The sequence below is a fragment of the Flavobacterium sp. RSP49 genome (assembly GCF_003968735.1).
Classification (GTDB): Bacteria; Bacteroidota; Bacteroidia; order Flavobacteriales; family Flavobacteriaceae; genus Flavobacterium.
This window is the reverse complement of the sequence record NZ_RYDN01000018.1, coordinates 1-16,912: the sequence shown is the minus strand read 5'-3', so window position 1 is coordinate 16,912 and position 16,912 is coordinate 1. Positions and strand designations below refer to the sequence as shown.

14 protein-coding genes are annotated in these 16,912 nt (G+C 35.7%); 8 read left to right on the top strand and 6 right to left on the bottom strand.

Features of this window, described 5'->3' with window-relative positions:
* The first annotated feature begins 84 nt into the window (after positions 1 to 84).
* A complete protein-coding gene (locus tag EKM02_RS09860) occupies positions 85 to 1,401 on the top strand; it encodes an ammonium transporter (RefSeq protein WP_126454685.1) in 1,317 nt (438 codons plus the stop codon).
* Between the two features lie 252 nt (positions 1,402 to 1,653).
* Here the strand turns inward: EKM02_RS09860 and EKM02_RS09855 are convergent, their stop codons facing one another.
* The gene (locus EKM02_RS09855) at positions 1,654 to 3,501 is read right to left on the bottom strand and encodes a CocE/NonD family hydrolase (RefSeq protein ID WP_126454683.1); all 1,848 of its coding nucleotides are present in this window, start codon (positions 3,499 to 3,501) and stop codon (positions 1,654 to 1,656) included.
* A 494-nt stretch (positions 3,502 to 3,995) separates the two neighbouring features.
* Between EKM02_RS09855 and EKM02_RS09850 the strand changes: the two genes are divergently transcribed.
* Genes EKM02_RS09850 through EKM02_RS09830 form a run of 5 tightly spaced genes read left to right on the top strand, consistent with a single transcriptional unit; the run spans position 3,996 to position 9,258 of the window.
* Complete coding sequence (locus EKM02_RS09850) at positions 3,996 to 5,468, top strand: sodium:solute symporter (RefSeq protein ID WP_126454681.1); 1,473 nt, start codon at positions 3,996 to 3,998, stop codon at positions 5,466 to 5,468.
* Positions 5,449 to 5,883: a GNAT family N-acetyltransferase gene (locus EKM02_RS09845; protein ID WP_126454679.1), complete on the top strand. Its 435-nt coding sequence runs from the start codon at positions 5,449 to 5,451 to the stop codon at positions 5,881 to 5,883. The genes EKM02_RS09850 and EKM02_RS09845 overlap by 20 nt, the downstream gene beginning before the upstream one ends.
* A gap of 6 nt (positions 5,884 to 5,889) precedes the next feature.
* The gene (locus EKM02_RS09840) at positions 5,890 to 7,044 is read left to right on the top strand and encodes an amidohydrolase (protein WP_126454677.1); all 1,155 of its coding nucleotides are present in this window, start codon (positions 5,890 to 5,892) and stop codon (positions 7,042 to 7,044) included.
* Entirely contained in the window at positions 7,034 to 8,185 is a 1,152-nt protein-coding gene (alr, locus tag EKM02_RS09835; protein WP_126454675.1) for an alanine racemase, read from the top strand. Before EKM02_RS09840 ends, alr begins: the two co-directional genes overlap by 11 nt.
* Positions 8,185 to 9,258, top strand: coding sequence for an alanine/ornithine racemase family PLP-dependent enzyme (locus EKM02_RS09830; RefSeq protein WP_126454673.1), 1,074 nt, complete (start codon positions 8,185 to 8,187; stop codon positions 9,256 to 9,258). Before alr ends, EKM02_RS09830 begins: the two co-directional genes overlap by 1 nt.
* 171 nt (positions 9,259 to 9,429) lie before the next feature.
* On the opposite strand, the gene EKM02_RS09825 is transcribed toward EKM02_RS09830, so the two are convergent.
* From EKM02_RS09825 to EKM02_RS09815, 3 genes are read right to left on the bottom strand one after another with little or no spacing between them, the layout of a single operon-like run.
* Positions 9,430 to 11,463 carry a protein-disulfide reductase DsbD family protein gene (locus EKM02_RS09825; RefSeq protein WP_126454671.1) on the bottom strand — a complete coding sequence of 678 codons (2,034 nt, stop codon included), beginning with the start codon at positions 11,461 to 11,463 and terminating at the stop codon, positions 9,430 to 9,432.
* On the bottom strand, positions 11,463 to 12,773 hold the full coding sequence (gene tilS / locus EKM02_RS09820; RefSeq protein WP_126454669.1) for a tRNA lysidine(34) synthetase TilS: 1,311 nt from the start codon (positions 12,771 to 12,773) through the stop codon (positions 11,463 to 11,465). The genes EKM02_RS09825 and tilS overlap by 1 nt, the downstream gene beginning before the upstream one ends.
* A 27-nt stretch (positions 12,774 to 12,800) precedes the next feature.
* Complete coding sequence (locus EKM02_RS09815; RefSeq protein WP_126454667.1) at positions 12,801 to 14,087, bottom strand: anthranilate synthase component I family protein; 1,287 nt, start codon at positions 14,085 to 14,087, stop codon at positions 12,801 to 12,803.
* A gap of 142 nt (positions 14,088 to 14,229) precedes the next feature.
* Here EKM02_RS09815 and EKM02_RS09810 point away from each other — a divergent pair, with 142 nt between their 5' ends.
* Both EKM02_RS09810 and EKM02_RS09805 read left to right on the top strand, forming a co-directional pair.
* Positions 14,230 to 14,634: a VOC family protein gene (locus tag EKM02_RS09810; RefSeq protein WP_126454665.1), complete on the top strand. Its 405-nt coding sequence runs from the start codon at positions 14,230 to 14,232 to the stop codon at positions 14,632 to 14,634.
* A 36-nt stretch (positions 14,635 to 14,670) separates the two neighbouring features.
* Complete coding sequence (locus EKM02_RS09805; RefSeq protein WP_126454663.1) at positions 14,671 to 15,051, top strand: DoxX family membrane protein; 381 nt, start codon at positions 14,671 to 14,673, stop codon at positions 15,049 to 15,051.
* A 76-nt stretch (positions 15,052 to 15,127) separates the two neighbouring features.
* Here the strand turns inward: EKM02_RS09805 and lpdA are convergent, their stop codons facing one another.
* Positions 15,128 to 16,531, bottom strand: coding sequence for a dihydrolipoyl dehydrogenase (gene lpdA, locus EKM02_RS09800; RefSeq protein ID WP_126454661.1), 1,404 nt, complete (start codon positions 16,529 to 16,531; stop codon positions 15,128 to 15,130).
* A 127-nt stretch (positions 16,532 to 16,658) separates the two neighbouring features.
* Complete coding sequence (locus EKM02_RS14800; protein WP_158614737.1) at positions 16,659 to 16,814, bottom strand: hypothetical protein; 156 nt, start codon at positions 16,812 to 16,814, stop codon at positions 16,659 to 16,661.
* Between the last annotated feature and the right edge of the window lie 98 nt (positions 16,815 to 16,912).

Genomic DNA, 16,912 nt, shown 5'->3' with positions numbered 1-16,912 from the left:
ATAAAAATAAAACATTAATTCGCTTTACAATAGGGGTATGTTGAACAATTTTATATTTTTATCAAAATTTAAAACTGAAAAACGATGCGAAAAATTATTCTAAGTGTGATATTGATTACGATTTTGGTATTAACCCTTTGTTCAAATTATTTCTTAGCCGAAAGTCCAGCTCCTACAGAAGCAGTAAAATTTGATACCGGCGATACCGCTTGGATGATCGTTGCAACTGCACTTGTATTAATCATGACACCCGGTTTAGGTTTCTTTTACGGTGGAATGGTAGGTAAAAAAAATGTCATTAGTACCATGCTTCAAAGCTTTATGGCAATGATAATTGTTACCGTGTTGTGGGTTGTCATCGCTTTCGGATTATCTTTTGGTCCAACTATTGGAGGAATAATAGGGAATCCAATTCCGCATTTATTTTTTCAAGGCGTAAGCACAAACACTTCTTGGGGTCTAGCTCCAACAATTCCATTTATGCTTTTTGCTTTATTTCAAGCAAAATTTGCCATCATTACACCCGCTTTAATTACCGGTGCTTTTGCAGAACGAATTCGTTTTTGGGCGTACTTGTTATTTATGGTTTTATTCATACTGCTCGTTTATACCCCGCTAGCTCACATGACATGGCATCCAGATGGTATTCTCTTTAAAATGGGCGTGTTGGATTTTGCTGGTGGAACTGTAGTTCATATGAGTGCCGGTTGGGCAGCTCTAGCTGGTGCCATTTTCTTAGGCAAAAGAAAAGCAGAAAAAGGAAATCCCGCACGTATAACATACGTAATGTTAGGTACCGGATTGTTGTGGTTTGGATGGTTCGGGTTCAACGCTGGTTCCGCTTTAGGAGCTAATGGGCTTGCCGTACAAGCACTGGGGACAACTACTATTGCTGCTGCTGCTGCTGGAATGGCTTGGGTATTTCTTGATAAAATTCTTGGTCATAAATTGTCGGCAATGGGAGCTTGTATTGGCGTAGTGGTCGGATTAGTTGCCATTACTCCTGCAGCTGGTTTTGTTAGCATTCCTCATGCTTTGTTCATAGGAATTTTTGCAAGTATTGTGAGCAATCTGGTGGTTAGAAGTTTCCACAAATGTAAAATTGATGATGCTTTAGATGTATTTGCCTGTCACGGTGTAGGTGGCATCATTGGAATGCTTTTGACAGGTGTATTTGCTTCAAAATCAATAAACGCGGCCGTTGGTGATAACCAAGGACTTATTTTTGGAGAAACAACATTATTTTTAAATCAATTATTTGCTATGGTTGTCGTTTCCATATTTGCATTCTCAATGTCTTACTTTCTTTTCTTTATTGTGAATAAAATTACGCCATTAAGGGTAAGTGAAGAAAAAGAAGAATTAGGGTTAGATATTTCGCAACACGGCGAATTTCTATAAATCTCACTATAAAGTTAAAAACGCTCTGAAATTTCAGAGCGTTTTTTTGCTCTTATCCGTTCTAAATACCCATAATCTGCAAAGCAATTCTTATTCTTTAAACAATAAACTAAAAACTTTAAAAATAGCGTAGTACATATTAATTTTAGCCTGCATCCTTTAAAACTAAAATCCCAATTTTAAAAAAAAAGATTGGGATTTTAGTTTTAAATATAGTCGAATGCTTTTATGGCGCACAACCCGATTGCCGTTTTATTTTAAAACAGTACACTCAATTTTAGAGTCGTTATAAATCTTATGCGTTTGTTTCTTAAAATCTTCAGGTTTTGCATAAAAAATATTGTCAACAAATGTCTGTGGATTCAAATCTATAAATGGAAACCACGTACTTTGAACCTGAATCTGGATTTTGTGTCCTTTTTTGAACGTATGAAATACATCTTGCAACTTAATATTAACTGCTGTTTTCTCATTGACTAAAAAAGGTTCTGGTTTTGAAAAACTATTTCTAAAACGGCCTCGCATAACTTCACTTCGTACCATCATGTGGTAATTACTCATCTTTAGATACGGAGCTACTTCTTTTGTTTCCGGTTCCTCATTTGGGAAAACATCAATCACTTTTACAATCCAATCCGCATCAGTTCCTGTAGTAGAAACTTGTAATTTAGCCAAGATTTCTCCAGCTAATGTGGTATCATCATTCAATACTTCTGTTTCAAAAACAATCACATCCGGACGTCGTGCAGCAAAACGCTGGTCATCGGTCATGTATTTCCTTGGCGTAAGTCCGTTTTGTTTAATATCCTCCGAATAGGGTACCGGTTTCTTAGGATCACTAATAAATTCTTCAAAAGAAATATTTTGCTTAGCCAATTTTGTCAATTTACTCCCTTGCAAAAAGAAATCTTGTTTTTCAGTATTTACGGGAGGCCAGGCATCATAGGTTTTCCACTCTTTTCTTCCGGTGTCAAAAACATAAGCTTCAGGCAATTTATTAGCTCCTTTTCCATTATTTTTCAAAAAATGACGGAAGAAATTAGATTCAATATTTTTTTGATAAAAACCAGAAATACTATCTCCAAAATTAATATTACCAATCACTTGCTTTGCTGAATTCCTAGCCCAATCACCATGACTCCAGGGTCCCATAACAATTGTGTTGTAGTTTTTACTGCTCTTTTCTATCGTACTGTAGGTATTCAAAGGACCGTATAAATCTTCGGCATCAAACCAACCTCCAACTGTCATTACCGCTGGTTTAATATTATTCAAATGCTGTAAAATTCCACGCTTTTGCCAAAAATCATCGTAACTGGAATGGTCTTTCAGCTGTTGCCAAAACTCATTCTCTTTTCCATAATATTTGTCTAAATTAGAGAGTGGTCCAGCATCCAGGAAAAACTGATAATCATCGTTTGTACCCGCATTCGTAAATTTGTACCAAGGTTCCGTAGTACGTTTTGTTTTTTGAGGGCCAAATAACGGAGTGACTTTCCAATAACTCAACAAATACGCTCCATTGTGATGAAAATCATCAAAAAAGAAATCAGCGATACATGCCTGAAGCGAAACGGCTTTCAAAGCTGGATGATTACTCAATAAAGAATATGTAGCGTAAAAACCTGGATATGAGATTCCCCAAGTTCCAACATTCCCATTATTGTTAGCCACATTTTTCACCAGCCACTCTATCGTATCATACGTATCCGAAGCTTCATCCGTATCTTTCTTGCCTTTTTTATTTGGAATAAAACCACGCATGTTGTCATACAAACCATCACTCATAAATCGTCCTCGAACATCTTGATAGACTACAATATATCCTTCTTTCATCATCGTTTCACTGGGAGAAATGCTTTTCTTGAACTGATTTTCTCCATAAGGCCCCGAGTTATATGGTGTTCTTTGCATTATAATTGGATATTTTGTAGAAACATCTTTGGGAGTATAAATGGCAGTAAACAACTCTACTCCATCACGCATTTTAATATGCACTTCCTTTTTAGTATAATTTTCAGACACATAATTGGCTTTATTGTCTTGGGCAAACAGAACTGCACCAATAAAAAAAAGCGAAATACCTAATAGTTTTTTCATGAATTCTTTTGAGTTAAAATAATTTTTAAAGATAAAAAATCTCTTCGAATATTGCATCCATATTCCTTCTTTTTTGAAATTTAGGAATTTTCGTTTGTCAAAAAAAAACAAATATGTTAAAAAAAACGATCTTTTTTAGGATCTTTTCAAAGAAAACTACACGGTTAGATTGGCATTTTTTATCAAAAATTTCATTCGCTTTTACCTCTATAAAACCAATACTATTACTGCAAAAAGAGGCCGTTATTTGTTGTGTAAAAGACAATATCTAGCTTTTTAAAGGTTTTTTCACATAATTTGCCTTACATTTGTAAAATACCAAATTATTATTTGTGGTTAATTAAGTCTTTTTTTATGCACTTTTAACCCAAAACTAAGATCCCTTATTTTTAGATAATATTCTAAAAAAATCATCTTTTTTTGCAGTTTACTGCACCTTTTGCCTTTTGGAAAAATTCCATTAATAGGCTATTAAATAATCAAAAATTAATAATATGCACACAATAGATTATGCAATTTTTGTTGTTTACATGCTGGTTATGCTAGGCGTTGGCGTTTATTTTTTTAACAAAAACAAAACTGCTGAAGATTTTTACGTTAGCGGAAGAAATATGAATAGCTGGCACATTGGTTTATCCGTTGTAGCCACAGATGTAGGTGGTGGATTCTCAATAGGATTGGGCGGTCTGGGTTTTACGATGGGAATATCCGGTTCTTGGATGCTGTTCACCGGACTGCTGGGCGCTTGGCTGAGTGCTGTTTTTCTAATTCCAAAAGTAAGTGCATTAGGACATAAATATAAGTTTTTCACTTTTCCCCAAATATTTGATCATTTTTATAATGCTAAAGTAGCGCTACTGGCCGGAATTATTTCGGCTATTGGATATCTTGGATTTACAAGTTCTCAGGTTTTGGCTGGAGCCAAATTAGCGTCGGCAACCATAGAAGGACTTAATTTACAAACAGCGCTAATTGTAATGGGACTTATCGCGGTAATTTATACAGCTATCGGAGGATTAAAAGCCGTTATTTATACCGATACAATACAGTGGTTGGTATTGATTGGCGGCTTGGTTTTCATAGGAATTCCCATTGCTTACAATGCTGTAGGGGGCTATGAGGCGATCAAGACTACCCTGGCACCTGAATATTTATCACTGACCAATGTAAAATGGTATCAGATTTTAAACTGGTCCATAACCATTATACCCATTTGGTTTGTAGGAATGACTTTATACCAGCGGATTTATGCTAGCAAAGGAGAGAAAGAAGCTAAAAAAGCATGGTTGATTGCGGGTGTTTTTGAATGGCCTATAATGGCATTTATGGGAGTGATTCTGGGAATGCTGGCGAAAGTAGCTGCTACCAAAGGAATGTTTGACGGCATTACTGATGCAGCCAATATGGACAGCGAAATGGGATTGCCTATTTTACTGGCCACCATACTCCCCGTTGGATTAATGGGGCTGATGCTTTCTTCCTATTTTTCAGCTATACTTTCTACCGCGGACAGCTGCTTAATGGCAGCTTCCGGAAATATTGTCACTGATATTATTGCTAAATTTTCAAAAAAAGAATTGAGTCATAAAAAAGAGCTGCGTCTCTCACAATTGGTCACATTAATAGTTGGTTTTCTTGCTATTTTAATTGCTTCCCAAATGCAAAATGTCCTCGAACTGATGCTCTACTCCTATGCTTTTATGGTGTCGGGATTATTTGTTCCGGTCATAGGCGCTTTGTTTTGGAAGAAAAGCCATCCAACAGCTGCTTTTTGGAGCATGCTCTTTGGAGGTGCAACCACCATCGTACTAATTATTACGGAGAATAAACTACCTTTAGGAGTAAAATTACCCGAACATTTAGACGCAAACCTTTATGGAATAAGTATTTCTCTTATTTTATTCATTACAATATCACTTTATCACCATAACAAAAAAGAAAGACAAAATGGAATTCAAACAAATTAATGACACAACCGGAGAAGATACAATTTATACCAATCAAATTATAGCATTATTCCTTTATACCCATTTAGAACAATATGGCGATACGATTGAAGACATTCGAAAATGTATTGATTACGTTATGAATCCTACAAAAGGAGGCAACATTGTAGTGGGAATCGAAGATCAAAAAATCGTAGGAGTTGTCATCTTGAACAACACGGGAATGAAAGATTTTATTCCTGAAAATATTTTGGTATACATTGCCGTGGACAACAGCCAACGGGGAAAAGGGTTTGGAAAACAATTGATGCAAAAAGCAATATCAATTGCCCAAGGAAATATTGCCCTACATGTAGAACCTGATAATCCTGCCAAAAAACTATATGAAAGGGTAGGTTTTACCAATAAATATTTGGAAATGCGCCTCATTAAATAATCCAAAATGGAAAACTCAAACCCGTCCATCGAGACACTTGTACGGTTACGAAAGGAGCTTCACAAACACCCAGAGGTTTCAGGTAAAGAAAAGCAAACAGCAAAACGCGTCCTGTCTTTTCTCGAAAATTACCCTCCGGATGAATTGATTACCGGAGTAGGAACAACTGGTGTGGTTGCAATTTATAAAGGTAAAAAAAATGGAAAAACAGTATTATTCCGATGTGAATTAGATGCTTTGCCAATTGAAGAAACGAATCGTTTTGAACATCGTTCACTAATTGATGGTGTCTCACACAAATGCGGACATGATGGACACATGGCTATTCTTTGTGGTTTGGCAGCTAAATTGCATCAAAACAAACCGGACTCTGGAACCGTCATTTTGCTGTTTCAACCGGCTGAAGAAGATGGTAGTGGTGCTCAAAAGGTGTTTTCAGATACTAAATTCACTTTGATTCAACCTGATTACGTCTTTGCACTGCACAATTTACCAGGGTTTCCAATGCATCAAATTGTAGTAAAAAACGAAACTTTTACCTGCGCCGTAAATAGCATTATCATAAAATTAAAAGGAAAAACAGCCCATGCCGGTGAACCTGAAAGAGGAATTAATCCTACTCTGGCAATAGCCGCCATTATCAATCAATTTAATGCTACTATTCAGACCGATATTACCAAAGAAAACTATTGCCAGATAACTCCCATTTATACCAAAATAGGTAAAAAAGCATATGGTGTAGCAGCTGGTGCGGGAGAAATTCATTTTACAGTACGAAGTGATAGCAATTTACAGATGAGAAAGATCGAAATAGCTTTAGAAAATGCAGCCCGATCAATCGCAAAAGAATATCAACTGAAGTGTAAAACGCAATGGACACAAAGTTTCCAAGCCAATGAGAATGACAAAACTGCTGTAGCATTCATCAAAAAGGCAGCAGAAATTAATGGTTTTGAACTATTCGAAAAAGAGAAACCATTCACTTGGGGCGAAGATTTTGGTTTGTTCACACAGCACTATCCCGGCGCCATGTTCGGACTGGGAGCTGGGGTAAACACTGCCGCACTACACAATCCTGATTATGATTTTCCTGACGAAATTATAGCAACTGGAGTGGCTGTTTTTCATCACATCAGCAAACAAATTACAAATGCACACTAACTCAATAATAGAGCTTAATCGCTCCGCGTATCAGAAGAACATCGATTTTCTAAAAAAGACCTTTGGAAAAAAAGTACTGATTTCCTCTGTCGTAAAAGGAAATGCGTATGGTCATGGAGTACAGCCGTTTGTGGCTATGGCTTTTCAATGTGGTGTAACTCATTTTTCTGTTTTTGATGTTCAGGAAGCCAAAGTCGTAAAAACAACACTACAGGACAAAGCAACTATTATGGTTATGGGACTCGTTCAGGATGAAGATATGGAATGGGTAATCAAAAATGATATTGAATTTTTTGTCTTTGATAAAACTCGACTGACGAAAGCTATGAAAACAGCTAAAAAACTCGAAAAAAAAGCAATTCTGCACATTGAAGTAGAAACCGGAATGAACCGAACTGGTTTTGACAAAAACGAACTGAATACTGTTATTACTTTTTTAAAGAGAGAAGAACAACATCTATCTTTCAAAGGGCTTTGTACTCATTATGCCGGGGCCGAAAGTATCGCTAATTATTACAGAGTGGATCAGCAAATCAAGAAGTTTGAAGAAATTTATACCTTTTTTTGTAAAAATGATCTGAAGCCACAAATGAGACATTCTGCTTGCTCTGCAGCATCAATAATGTTTCCACAAACCAGAATGGATATGGTGCGCATTGGAATAATGCAATACGGATTGTGGTCCAGTCCGGAAGTATTTGTTACCTATCTCAATTCTAAAAAAAATAAAATAGATCCGCTGCAACGCGTTATCACATGGAAAAGTGCTATAATGAGCATAAAGAAAGTAAATATTGGTGATTTTATTGGATATGGAACCAGTTTTATGGCCAAAAGAAAAATGAAAATTGCTGTTATCCCTATTGGTTACTGCCACGGATACAGCCGCTCGTTGAGCAACCAAGGTCGTGTACTTATTCATGGACAACGCTGTATTGTAGTGGGTTCCGTAAACATGAACATGATGACTGTCGATGTTACTGATATCGACATGGCAAAAAAAGAAGATGAAGTGGTCTTGATAGGCACACAAAAAGAGCTATCCGTTTCTGTAGCTTCCTTTAGTGATTTCAGCAACCAACTCAATTACGAATTATTAACTCGGATTTCCAAATCAATTCCACGTAAAATCATAGAATAATGGCTTTTATAAAACTATATCGCAAAAAACTTGAAGAAAATTATGCCTTTCTGGATACTATTTTTAAATCCAGAAATATACAATGGGGCGTGGTTTCCAAACTATTGTGTGGAAATAAAATTTATCTCAAAGAAATCATCGCTTTAGGAGTACGTGAAATTCATGATTCCAGAGTAAGTAATTTGAAAAAAATTAAAGCCTTGGATCCGGAAATTCAAACCGTGTATATTAAACCACCTGCTAAACGAAGTATTGAAAGTATTGTGCGGTATGCTGACATCAGTTTTAATACTGAAATCTATACCATACAATTACTTTCAGAGGAAGCCGTAAAACAAAACAAGACCCATAAAATCATCATTATGATTGAAATGGGAGACCTTCGTGAAGGTGTAATGGGTGAAGAATTGATCGATTTTTATGGCACAATTCTAAAAATGCCTAATATTGAAATCTCTGGAATTGGCACCAATTTCAATTGCCTTAGCGGTGTAATGCCCACGCAGGACAAATTGATTCAATTGAGCTTATACAAACAGCTAATTGAAGCTAAATTCAATATCAGTATTCCATTTGTCTCCGGAGGAACTTCTGTTACTGTACCGCTACTCCTAAAAAATGCCCGACCAATGGCCGTGAATCATTTTCGAATAGGGGAAGCCCTATTTTTCGGGAAAGATTTGTTTACAGGAAATACCATAGAAGGAATGCACAGTGATGTTTTCAAATTATACGCTGAAATCATCGAAATTACAGAAAAACCAAATACACCAACAGGGGAGTTAGGCGAGAATGTAGCCGGAAATTCCTTTTCGATGGATGCTGTCACTGATTTAGGCGATACTTCCCTTAGAGCTATTCTAGACATTGGTTTGTTAGACATGCAACCACAATACATCGAATCTGATGATACGGATATCACTATAGTAGACGCCAGTTCTGACATGCTGGTTATAGACATTTCAAATTCTAAAAAAAATTATAAAATTGGGGATTTAGTGGCATTCAAAATACGATATATGGGCGCATTATACCTTTTAAATTCTGCTTATATCGAGAAAATAATCGAATAAAAGGCAATTTTATACTTTACCTTGTATACGCATCTCACGCATCAATACTGAGTAAATTAAGTCTATAGTATTAAATATAAACACAAATTACACGAATTTCCACGAATTGAATCGTAGAAATTAGTGCAATTCGTGTTTAATATTCGGTTCAGTGATTTTTAGATGTACCTCTTATTCGACCTTTTTAAATCTATCAATCCCTTCTCTCAACCATCCTTTGTAGGCATTGATATCTGAGTTATAACTTTCTGGTTTATCAGACAGCATATTCTCTTCTACATCTAAAACAATGTAATACGGTTGCGCATTGGCTTTGTACCTTGTAATTTGGAAATCGCTCCATTTATTACCCACGCTTACAATTTCTTTACCCGTTTCTTTAGATACGTATTGCTCACTTTTTGGCAATTCTCTTTTATCATCAACATATAAAGATATTAAAACCACTTCTTCTTGTAATATTTTTAAAATCGCAGGATCTGACCACACATAATCTTCCATTTTTCTACAATTCACACAGGCATAACCCGTAAAGTCAAGTAAAATAGGTTTGTTTACTGATTTGGCATAAGCCAATCCTTTTTCATAATTATCAAAAGCAATAAGATCATGTGGCCCTAAATGTGCGCCTTCCGGCAAAATTTGGGCAGATGCATTTGAGCCACCTTGGGAGTTTCCTACTCCGTAAGGACTTTCGCTATAGGTCATTGGCGGCGGGAAACCAGAAATTAATTTTAATGGCGCTCCCCAAATCCCAGGAATCAAATAGATGGTAAAGGCCAAAACTACTAATCCAAAGGACAGTCGTCCTACTGAAATATGTGTCATCGGGCTATCGTGCGGCAACGTAATTTTCCCGAATAAATAAAAGGCCAATGTTCCAAAAATAGCGATCCATATTGCCAAGAACACTTCTCTTTCCAAAAAATGCAATTGCAAAACCAAATCAGCATTCGACAAAAATTTAAATGCCAAAGCCAATTCTAAAAATCCTAAAACAACTTTAACAGTATTCAACCAACCACCGGATTTTGGCAATGAATTCAACCAACCCGGGAACATCGCAAACAACATAAAGGGTAAGGCTAGAGCCAATGAAAACCCAAACATACCCACAATTGGAGCTATTCCGCCTTTAGAAGCCGCTTCGACTAACAGGGTTCCTACAATCGGTCCAGTACACGAAAAGGAGACAATCGCTAACGCCAAAGCCATGAATAAAATTCCAACTATCCCACCTCTATCCGCTTGGTTATCCACTTTATTTGCCCAAGAATTAGGCAGCATAATCTCAAAACCACCCAAAAATGAAGCTGCAAAAATGACTAACAAAACAAAGAAAATAATATTGAACCAAACATTCGTGGACAACGCATTCAGCGCATCGGCACCAAAAATCCACGTCACTAAGAATCCTAAAACTACATAAATGAATATGATAGCTACTCCATAAATAATGGCATTACTAATCCCTTTTGCTTTTGTTTTGCTTTGTTTAGTAAAAAAACTGACTGTCATAGGAATCATTGGGAAGACACAAGGCGTAAGCAATGCGGCAAATCCAGATAAAAAAGCAATGAAGAAAATAGACCATAATCCTCTTTTTGTACCTGGTTCAGAGTCTAGAGAAACGACTTTTTCAGGAGTAACTGTTTCTTCGTTATTTACATCCGGACTTACAGCTGCTGTATCAACTTTAGCCGTATCTATCACCGGTAAAACGGGGACTACAGCAGCTATTTCTGCTATTTTTGATGCCGAAGGAATTTTAAACGTAAAATTCTTCTCCATGTTAATACAAACATCTTTGCACACCTGGTAATTGAAATCGACTTTAATTTCAGTCAGCTTAGGATTTGTTAGTGTAATTTCCTGCTGGATTTGACCTTTCTTTTCGAAGAATGTTTCGTTAACTTCAAATATATCATTGTAAGCGGTTCTCGTTTTACTTTCTTTGGCTTTGCCCACTAAAGTGAAGTTTCCTTTTTGATTTTTGAAAATGATTTCCAGTGGCAACGGCCCTCCGTCTGGAGTAAATTGAGAATACAAATGCCAATCCTTTTCTATAACAACATTAAAAGTAAGGATATAATTAGTGTCCGATTTTTTTTCTATTTTGGTTGTCCATTTGGCGGGATCCAGAATCTGGGCATTTCCATTGGCAAAAGCAAAAAAAGCAATAAGTATAAATAGTAGTTTCTTCATTATTCTGATTGTATTTTAAGTATATTTTTAGTTGTGTTGTCTATTCTAAAGCGTTCATCCTGACGTAGACCAATTACCCAGACTATTTCATCATTTGAACATAAAAGCCAAGAATTTTCTTTTTCTAGCAAGGATAATTTTTCATCTTTAAAAAGCTTGCTTACTTTTTTTGACTTACCGTTCATCCCAAAAGGCTGAAAACTATCGCCTTCCTTCCAATGGCGTAAAATTAATGGATACTGCACTTTATCACCATCTACAAAGATAGTTTTATTTGAAACGATCCCAATGTCGGCTACTTTGCAAAACGTAAGATTTAAAGGAATATTAACTTCTTTTTGATTTTCATCTATAAAATATTTGTCCTTTACATCTACGAAATTTATCGGACTTAGGATTAAGTAATCCCTATCTTTTAATACTCTATATTCTGGAGAAAAAACATGTTTTCCAGATTGACTATCAACCAAATCATAAATATCATCCCAAGCTTTGAATCCAAATTCTTTCATCCATTGGTACAAATAAGATTTATAATTGGGTAATTTTTTTAGTTTTTTTAAATCAAAATAAAGAGTCTCATTCTCTTGCTTTACCACTTGCTGATAAATCATAATCGAAGCATCTTCAGCCATAACTTGCGCGTCTTGCAAATACAGTTGTGTTTTGTGAAACGAGGAAAGAAAATTAGAATTCAATTCTTTTAACATCGGAACTAGATGATGCCGAATTTTATTCCGAAGGTATTTATCGGATGCATTACTGCTGTCCTCGCGCCATTTAATGTTATTTAATTTGGCATAATCTTCCATTTCTTTTTGGTTAAAGGCCAAAAGTGGGCGAATTACTTTATCGTTCTGCTCCGGAATTCCTGTCAAACCTTCTAATCCTGTTCCACGACTCAGATTGATTAGGAACGTTTCCAAATTATCATCGGCATGATGTGCTGTGAGAATATAATCGAATTTCTCAGTCTCTAATAACTCATAAAACCAGTTATATCGCAACTCGCGCGCGGCAACTTGGGTCGAAATTTTATAATCTTCTGAGAAAGCTTTAGTATCAAATTGTGTAATAAATACCGGTATAGCATTTGCGGCAGCATAGTCCTGAACAAAATTCTGATCTCCAAAACTTTCCATTCCACGCAATTGAAAATTACAATGTGCAATTCCAATTTTATAATTCAATTGCTGAAACAAATGCACCAATACCATACTGTCTTTCCCGCCACTTGTAGCAAGAAGTATTTTTTTTCCGTTCAAGAACTGGAAATTATGAAGAAGATGGTTTTGGAATTTCTGTAGCATATTCAAATTTAATTCATTCATTCTGATTTAACTTAAAACTTCTCGCATCGCTTTTGCTTTAAGCAAACATTCTTCATACTCCTTTTCAGGAATTGATGGCGAAGTGATAGCGCTTCCAACTGAAAAAGAAACATATTTTTTTTCTTGATTGTACAAAATGCTTCGGATAACTACATTGAAATCGAAATCACCATTTGGTGTAAAATACCCCACAGCACCGCTATATAAACCGCGTTTTGTTTCTTCGAGTTTTTCAATTATTTTCATCACCGAAATCTTTGGTGCTCCTGTCATACTTCCCATTGGGAAAGTTGTTTTTAAAGCATCTACTATAGAATAGTGCCCCTCTAACTTTGACGTAACCGTTGATATCATCTGATGCACTTGCAAAAAAGAATAAATTTTGCACAACTCTTGTACTTCAACGGATCCTTTTTGTGCTGTTCGAGACAAATCATTGCGCACTAAATCCGTAATCATAATATTTTCGGCCCGTTCTTTTGGGTCTAAAGCCAATTGCATTTTCGATTTTTCATCTTCAATTGGGTCTGAAAATCGTTTTGCAGTTCCTTTAATCGGTTGCGAAATAATTAGTTCTCCTTCTTTCCTTAAATAACGTTCCGGTGTCGCCGAAAGTAAAAAGTGATTGTTGTTTTTAAAAAAAACGGCAAATGGCGGCTGAGAAATTTCGTTGAGTTTTATAAATTTTTCTATGGGATCAATCGTTGCATTTTCAGCAAAAAATTCCATGCAGAAATTGGCTTCATAAATATCGCCCTGATGAATGTGTTCCAATATTTTTGAAACTTTTTGAAGATAATTCTCTTTCGGAATCCGTTGTTGGATCGTTATTTGTGAATTTCGAACGCTCAACGCTGAACACTGAACACTAATTTCTTTCAAGTCTGCCTCCACTTCCTCCACACACATATTGAGATATTGAATTTCGAGTTGATTTCCTTTCAATAAAAACAGTTTCTTAGGTTGGAAAAAATACAAATCCGGAAAATCCAGCCCGTCAAAATTAGCAGATTGCAACTGCTCAATATCATTTTTTAAATCATACGATAAATAACCAAAAAGCCAGTCTTTCGTGTTTTGCTGGTACTGTTTCAAATCCTCAAAGGCATTGTAAACATCTGTTTTGATGGAGGTAAAAGCATCTACGGCAAGAATACAATCGCAACTGGAGTACTGTTGCGGATACTCATTACTATCCATAAAAACAACTTCACGAAATTGTTGTGACCAGAGTAAAAGTTGTTGTTTGAACAATTTTGAATCAGAAATAGACTTATAAATTGAAGTTCTCAAAAAGTTTTAATGTTTAAAAATTCAAAATTACAACAAAAAAAATTCTTCAATAACTGGTTATGCTAAAATTAGCTTATTTTTTTGTAAATTTGATAGTGCGTGATCAATTTTGGATTTTTTTAATCGTTTAATCATTCTCGTTATGGCTTCAAAAATTTTCCTTAATTTAGCAGTTAAAGACCTTAAAAAATCCATTGCTTTTTTTACACAACTTGGATTTTCTTTCAATCCTCAATTTACTGATGAACAAGCCACTTGCATGATTACAGGAAAAAACATTTTTGTGATGCTGCTTACTGAACAACGATTTAGAGACTTTACCAAAAAAGAAATTTGCAATGCCCATAAAAATACCGAAGTATTAATCGCAATAGATGTTGAAAGCAAAAAAAAAGTGGACGAAATAGTACAAAAAGCGATATTTGCGGGTGGTACAACGTATATGGAGCCACAAGATCACGGATTGATGTATGCCCATAGTTTTGCGGATTTGGACGGACACCAATGGGAAATTATGTGTATTGATGAACCTCAAATTCCCCAATAATTATTTTCAAATATGTAACCAATAAAACCATATACTATGAAAATTGTAATTATTATTATCCGAACTTTAATTGGACTTTTACTTCTTTATGCATCAATTAGTTTTTTTCTAAAACTAGCTCCAGAGCCGGAAGTTACCGGAAATTTCAAGGCTTTTAATGTAGGCTTAGTTGCCTCTACTTACATTATGCCATTAGCCAAGTCTATTGAGTTGTTATGTGGCCTAGCCTTTTTGACAGGGCGTTATGTTACTCTTGCCAGTATTTTGATTTTACCAATAACCATCAACATTTTATTCATAAATTTTTTCTTGTCTCCAGAGGGAATTCCTACTGCCCTTTTCTTATTCTTGGGAAATATGTTTCTAATTTTTAACCATTGGAACAATTATAAAAGTTTATTTATTGCTAAAGACTAAATAAGTGCACCTCATAACAAAAAAACCCGCTCAATGTAGCGGGTTTTTTATTCTATAGCAAAAATTTATTCTTTAATTACACATGCAACGCTCTATTGTCAGTGGCGGCTAGTGCAGCTTCTTTGATTGCTTCTGCAAATGTTGGGTGAGCATGAGACATTCTGGAAATATCTTCAGCAGAGGCTTTGAATTCCATTGCAACTACTGCTTCAGCAATTAAATCCGCACAACGAGCCCCAATCATGTGAACGCCTAGTACTTCATCTGTTTTTGCATCAGCAAGAATTTTTACAAATCCGTCTAGATCGCCACCAGCTCTTGCGCGTCCTAAAGCTTTGAAAGGAAAACTTCCTGCTTTATACTCAACTCCGGAAGCTTTCAATTGCTCCTCTGTTTGTCCTACAGCAGCCACTTCTGGCCAAGTGTAGACAACTCCGGGAATCAAATTATAATCGATATGTGGTTTTTGACCTGCTAATATTTCAGCCACCATGGCTCCTTCTTCTTCTGCTTTGTGTGCTAACATTGCGCCACGCACCACATCGCCAATTGCATAAATAGTAGGAACTGAAGTTTGCAAATGATCATTTACTTCTACCATTCCTCTATCTGAAATTTTTACACCTGCTTTATCAGCATTTAATCCGTCAGTATACGGACGACGACCTACAGAAACTAGGGAATAATCTCCTTCCAGCGTAATTGTTTCTCCTTTTGTATTTTCAGCTTGAACGACAACGCCTTCACCATTTCGTTCTACGGATTTCACTTTGTGTGAAACATAGAATTTCATGCCTTGTTTTTTTAATACTTTAGTCAATTCTTTAGACAATGAAGCATCCATTCCTGGAATAATTCGGTCTAAATATTCTACAACAGAAACTTGTGATCCCAATCGCAAATACACTTGACCTAATTCGATCCCGATAACTCCACCACCAATAATTACTAAATGTTTTGGTACTTCTTTAAGTTTCAATGCTTCGGTTGAAGTAATGATTCTTTCTTTATCTATTTTGATAAAAGGCAAAGAAGATGGTTTTGAACCTGTAGCGATGATGATGTTTTTGGCTTCGACAGTTTCCGAAGTTCCGTCTGCTTTTGCCACCGCAACATGTGTAGCATCAACAAATGAACCTAAACCTTCCAAAACTGTAATTTTATTTTTGTCCATTAAAAATTTAACACCACCAGAAGTCTGATCTACAACCGCTTGTTTGCGCGCAATCATTTTTTCAAGGTTTACTTTTACTTCCCCGGAAACTTCAATTCCGTGATCTGCAAAATGTGCAATTTCACTGTAATGATGAGAAGAAGCTAGTAGTGCTTTTGAAGGAATACAACCAACATTGAGGCAAGTCCCTCCAAGAGTGGAATATTTTTCGATAATTGCTGTTTTAAAACCCAGTTGAGCACAACGAATTGCTGATACATATCCGCCTGGCCCAGAACCTATAATGACTACGTCAAATGAACTCATAGTATTTTTTTTTATTGTGTTTTTATAAAATGTTCCACAAAATTAAGGAATTAAGTTTTGTTTGAAGTTTAATTCAGAAGGTTTTTTGTTATGAAAATGACATAACTAATATTCATCAAGAAATTATTTATGGCTTTTTAGAAGGATCTCTATAAGTATGAAAATCAGAGTAAATAATAATTCCGTCATTAAATACTTCATAAATAATTACAAAAGGGAATGTTTTAAAGGATAATTCTCTGAAAAACGGTTCTTTTTTTAGTGGGAATAGTTCAGAATTCATTTTTAATGTTTTTAAATATCTTTTATGCTTGTCCGTTTAGTTACCTATAATTCATTCCATTGATGATTAACTCCAGCAATGATTAGTCTTTCCATTGT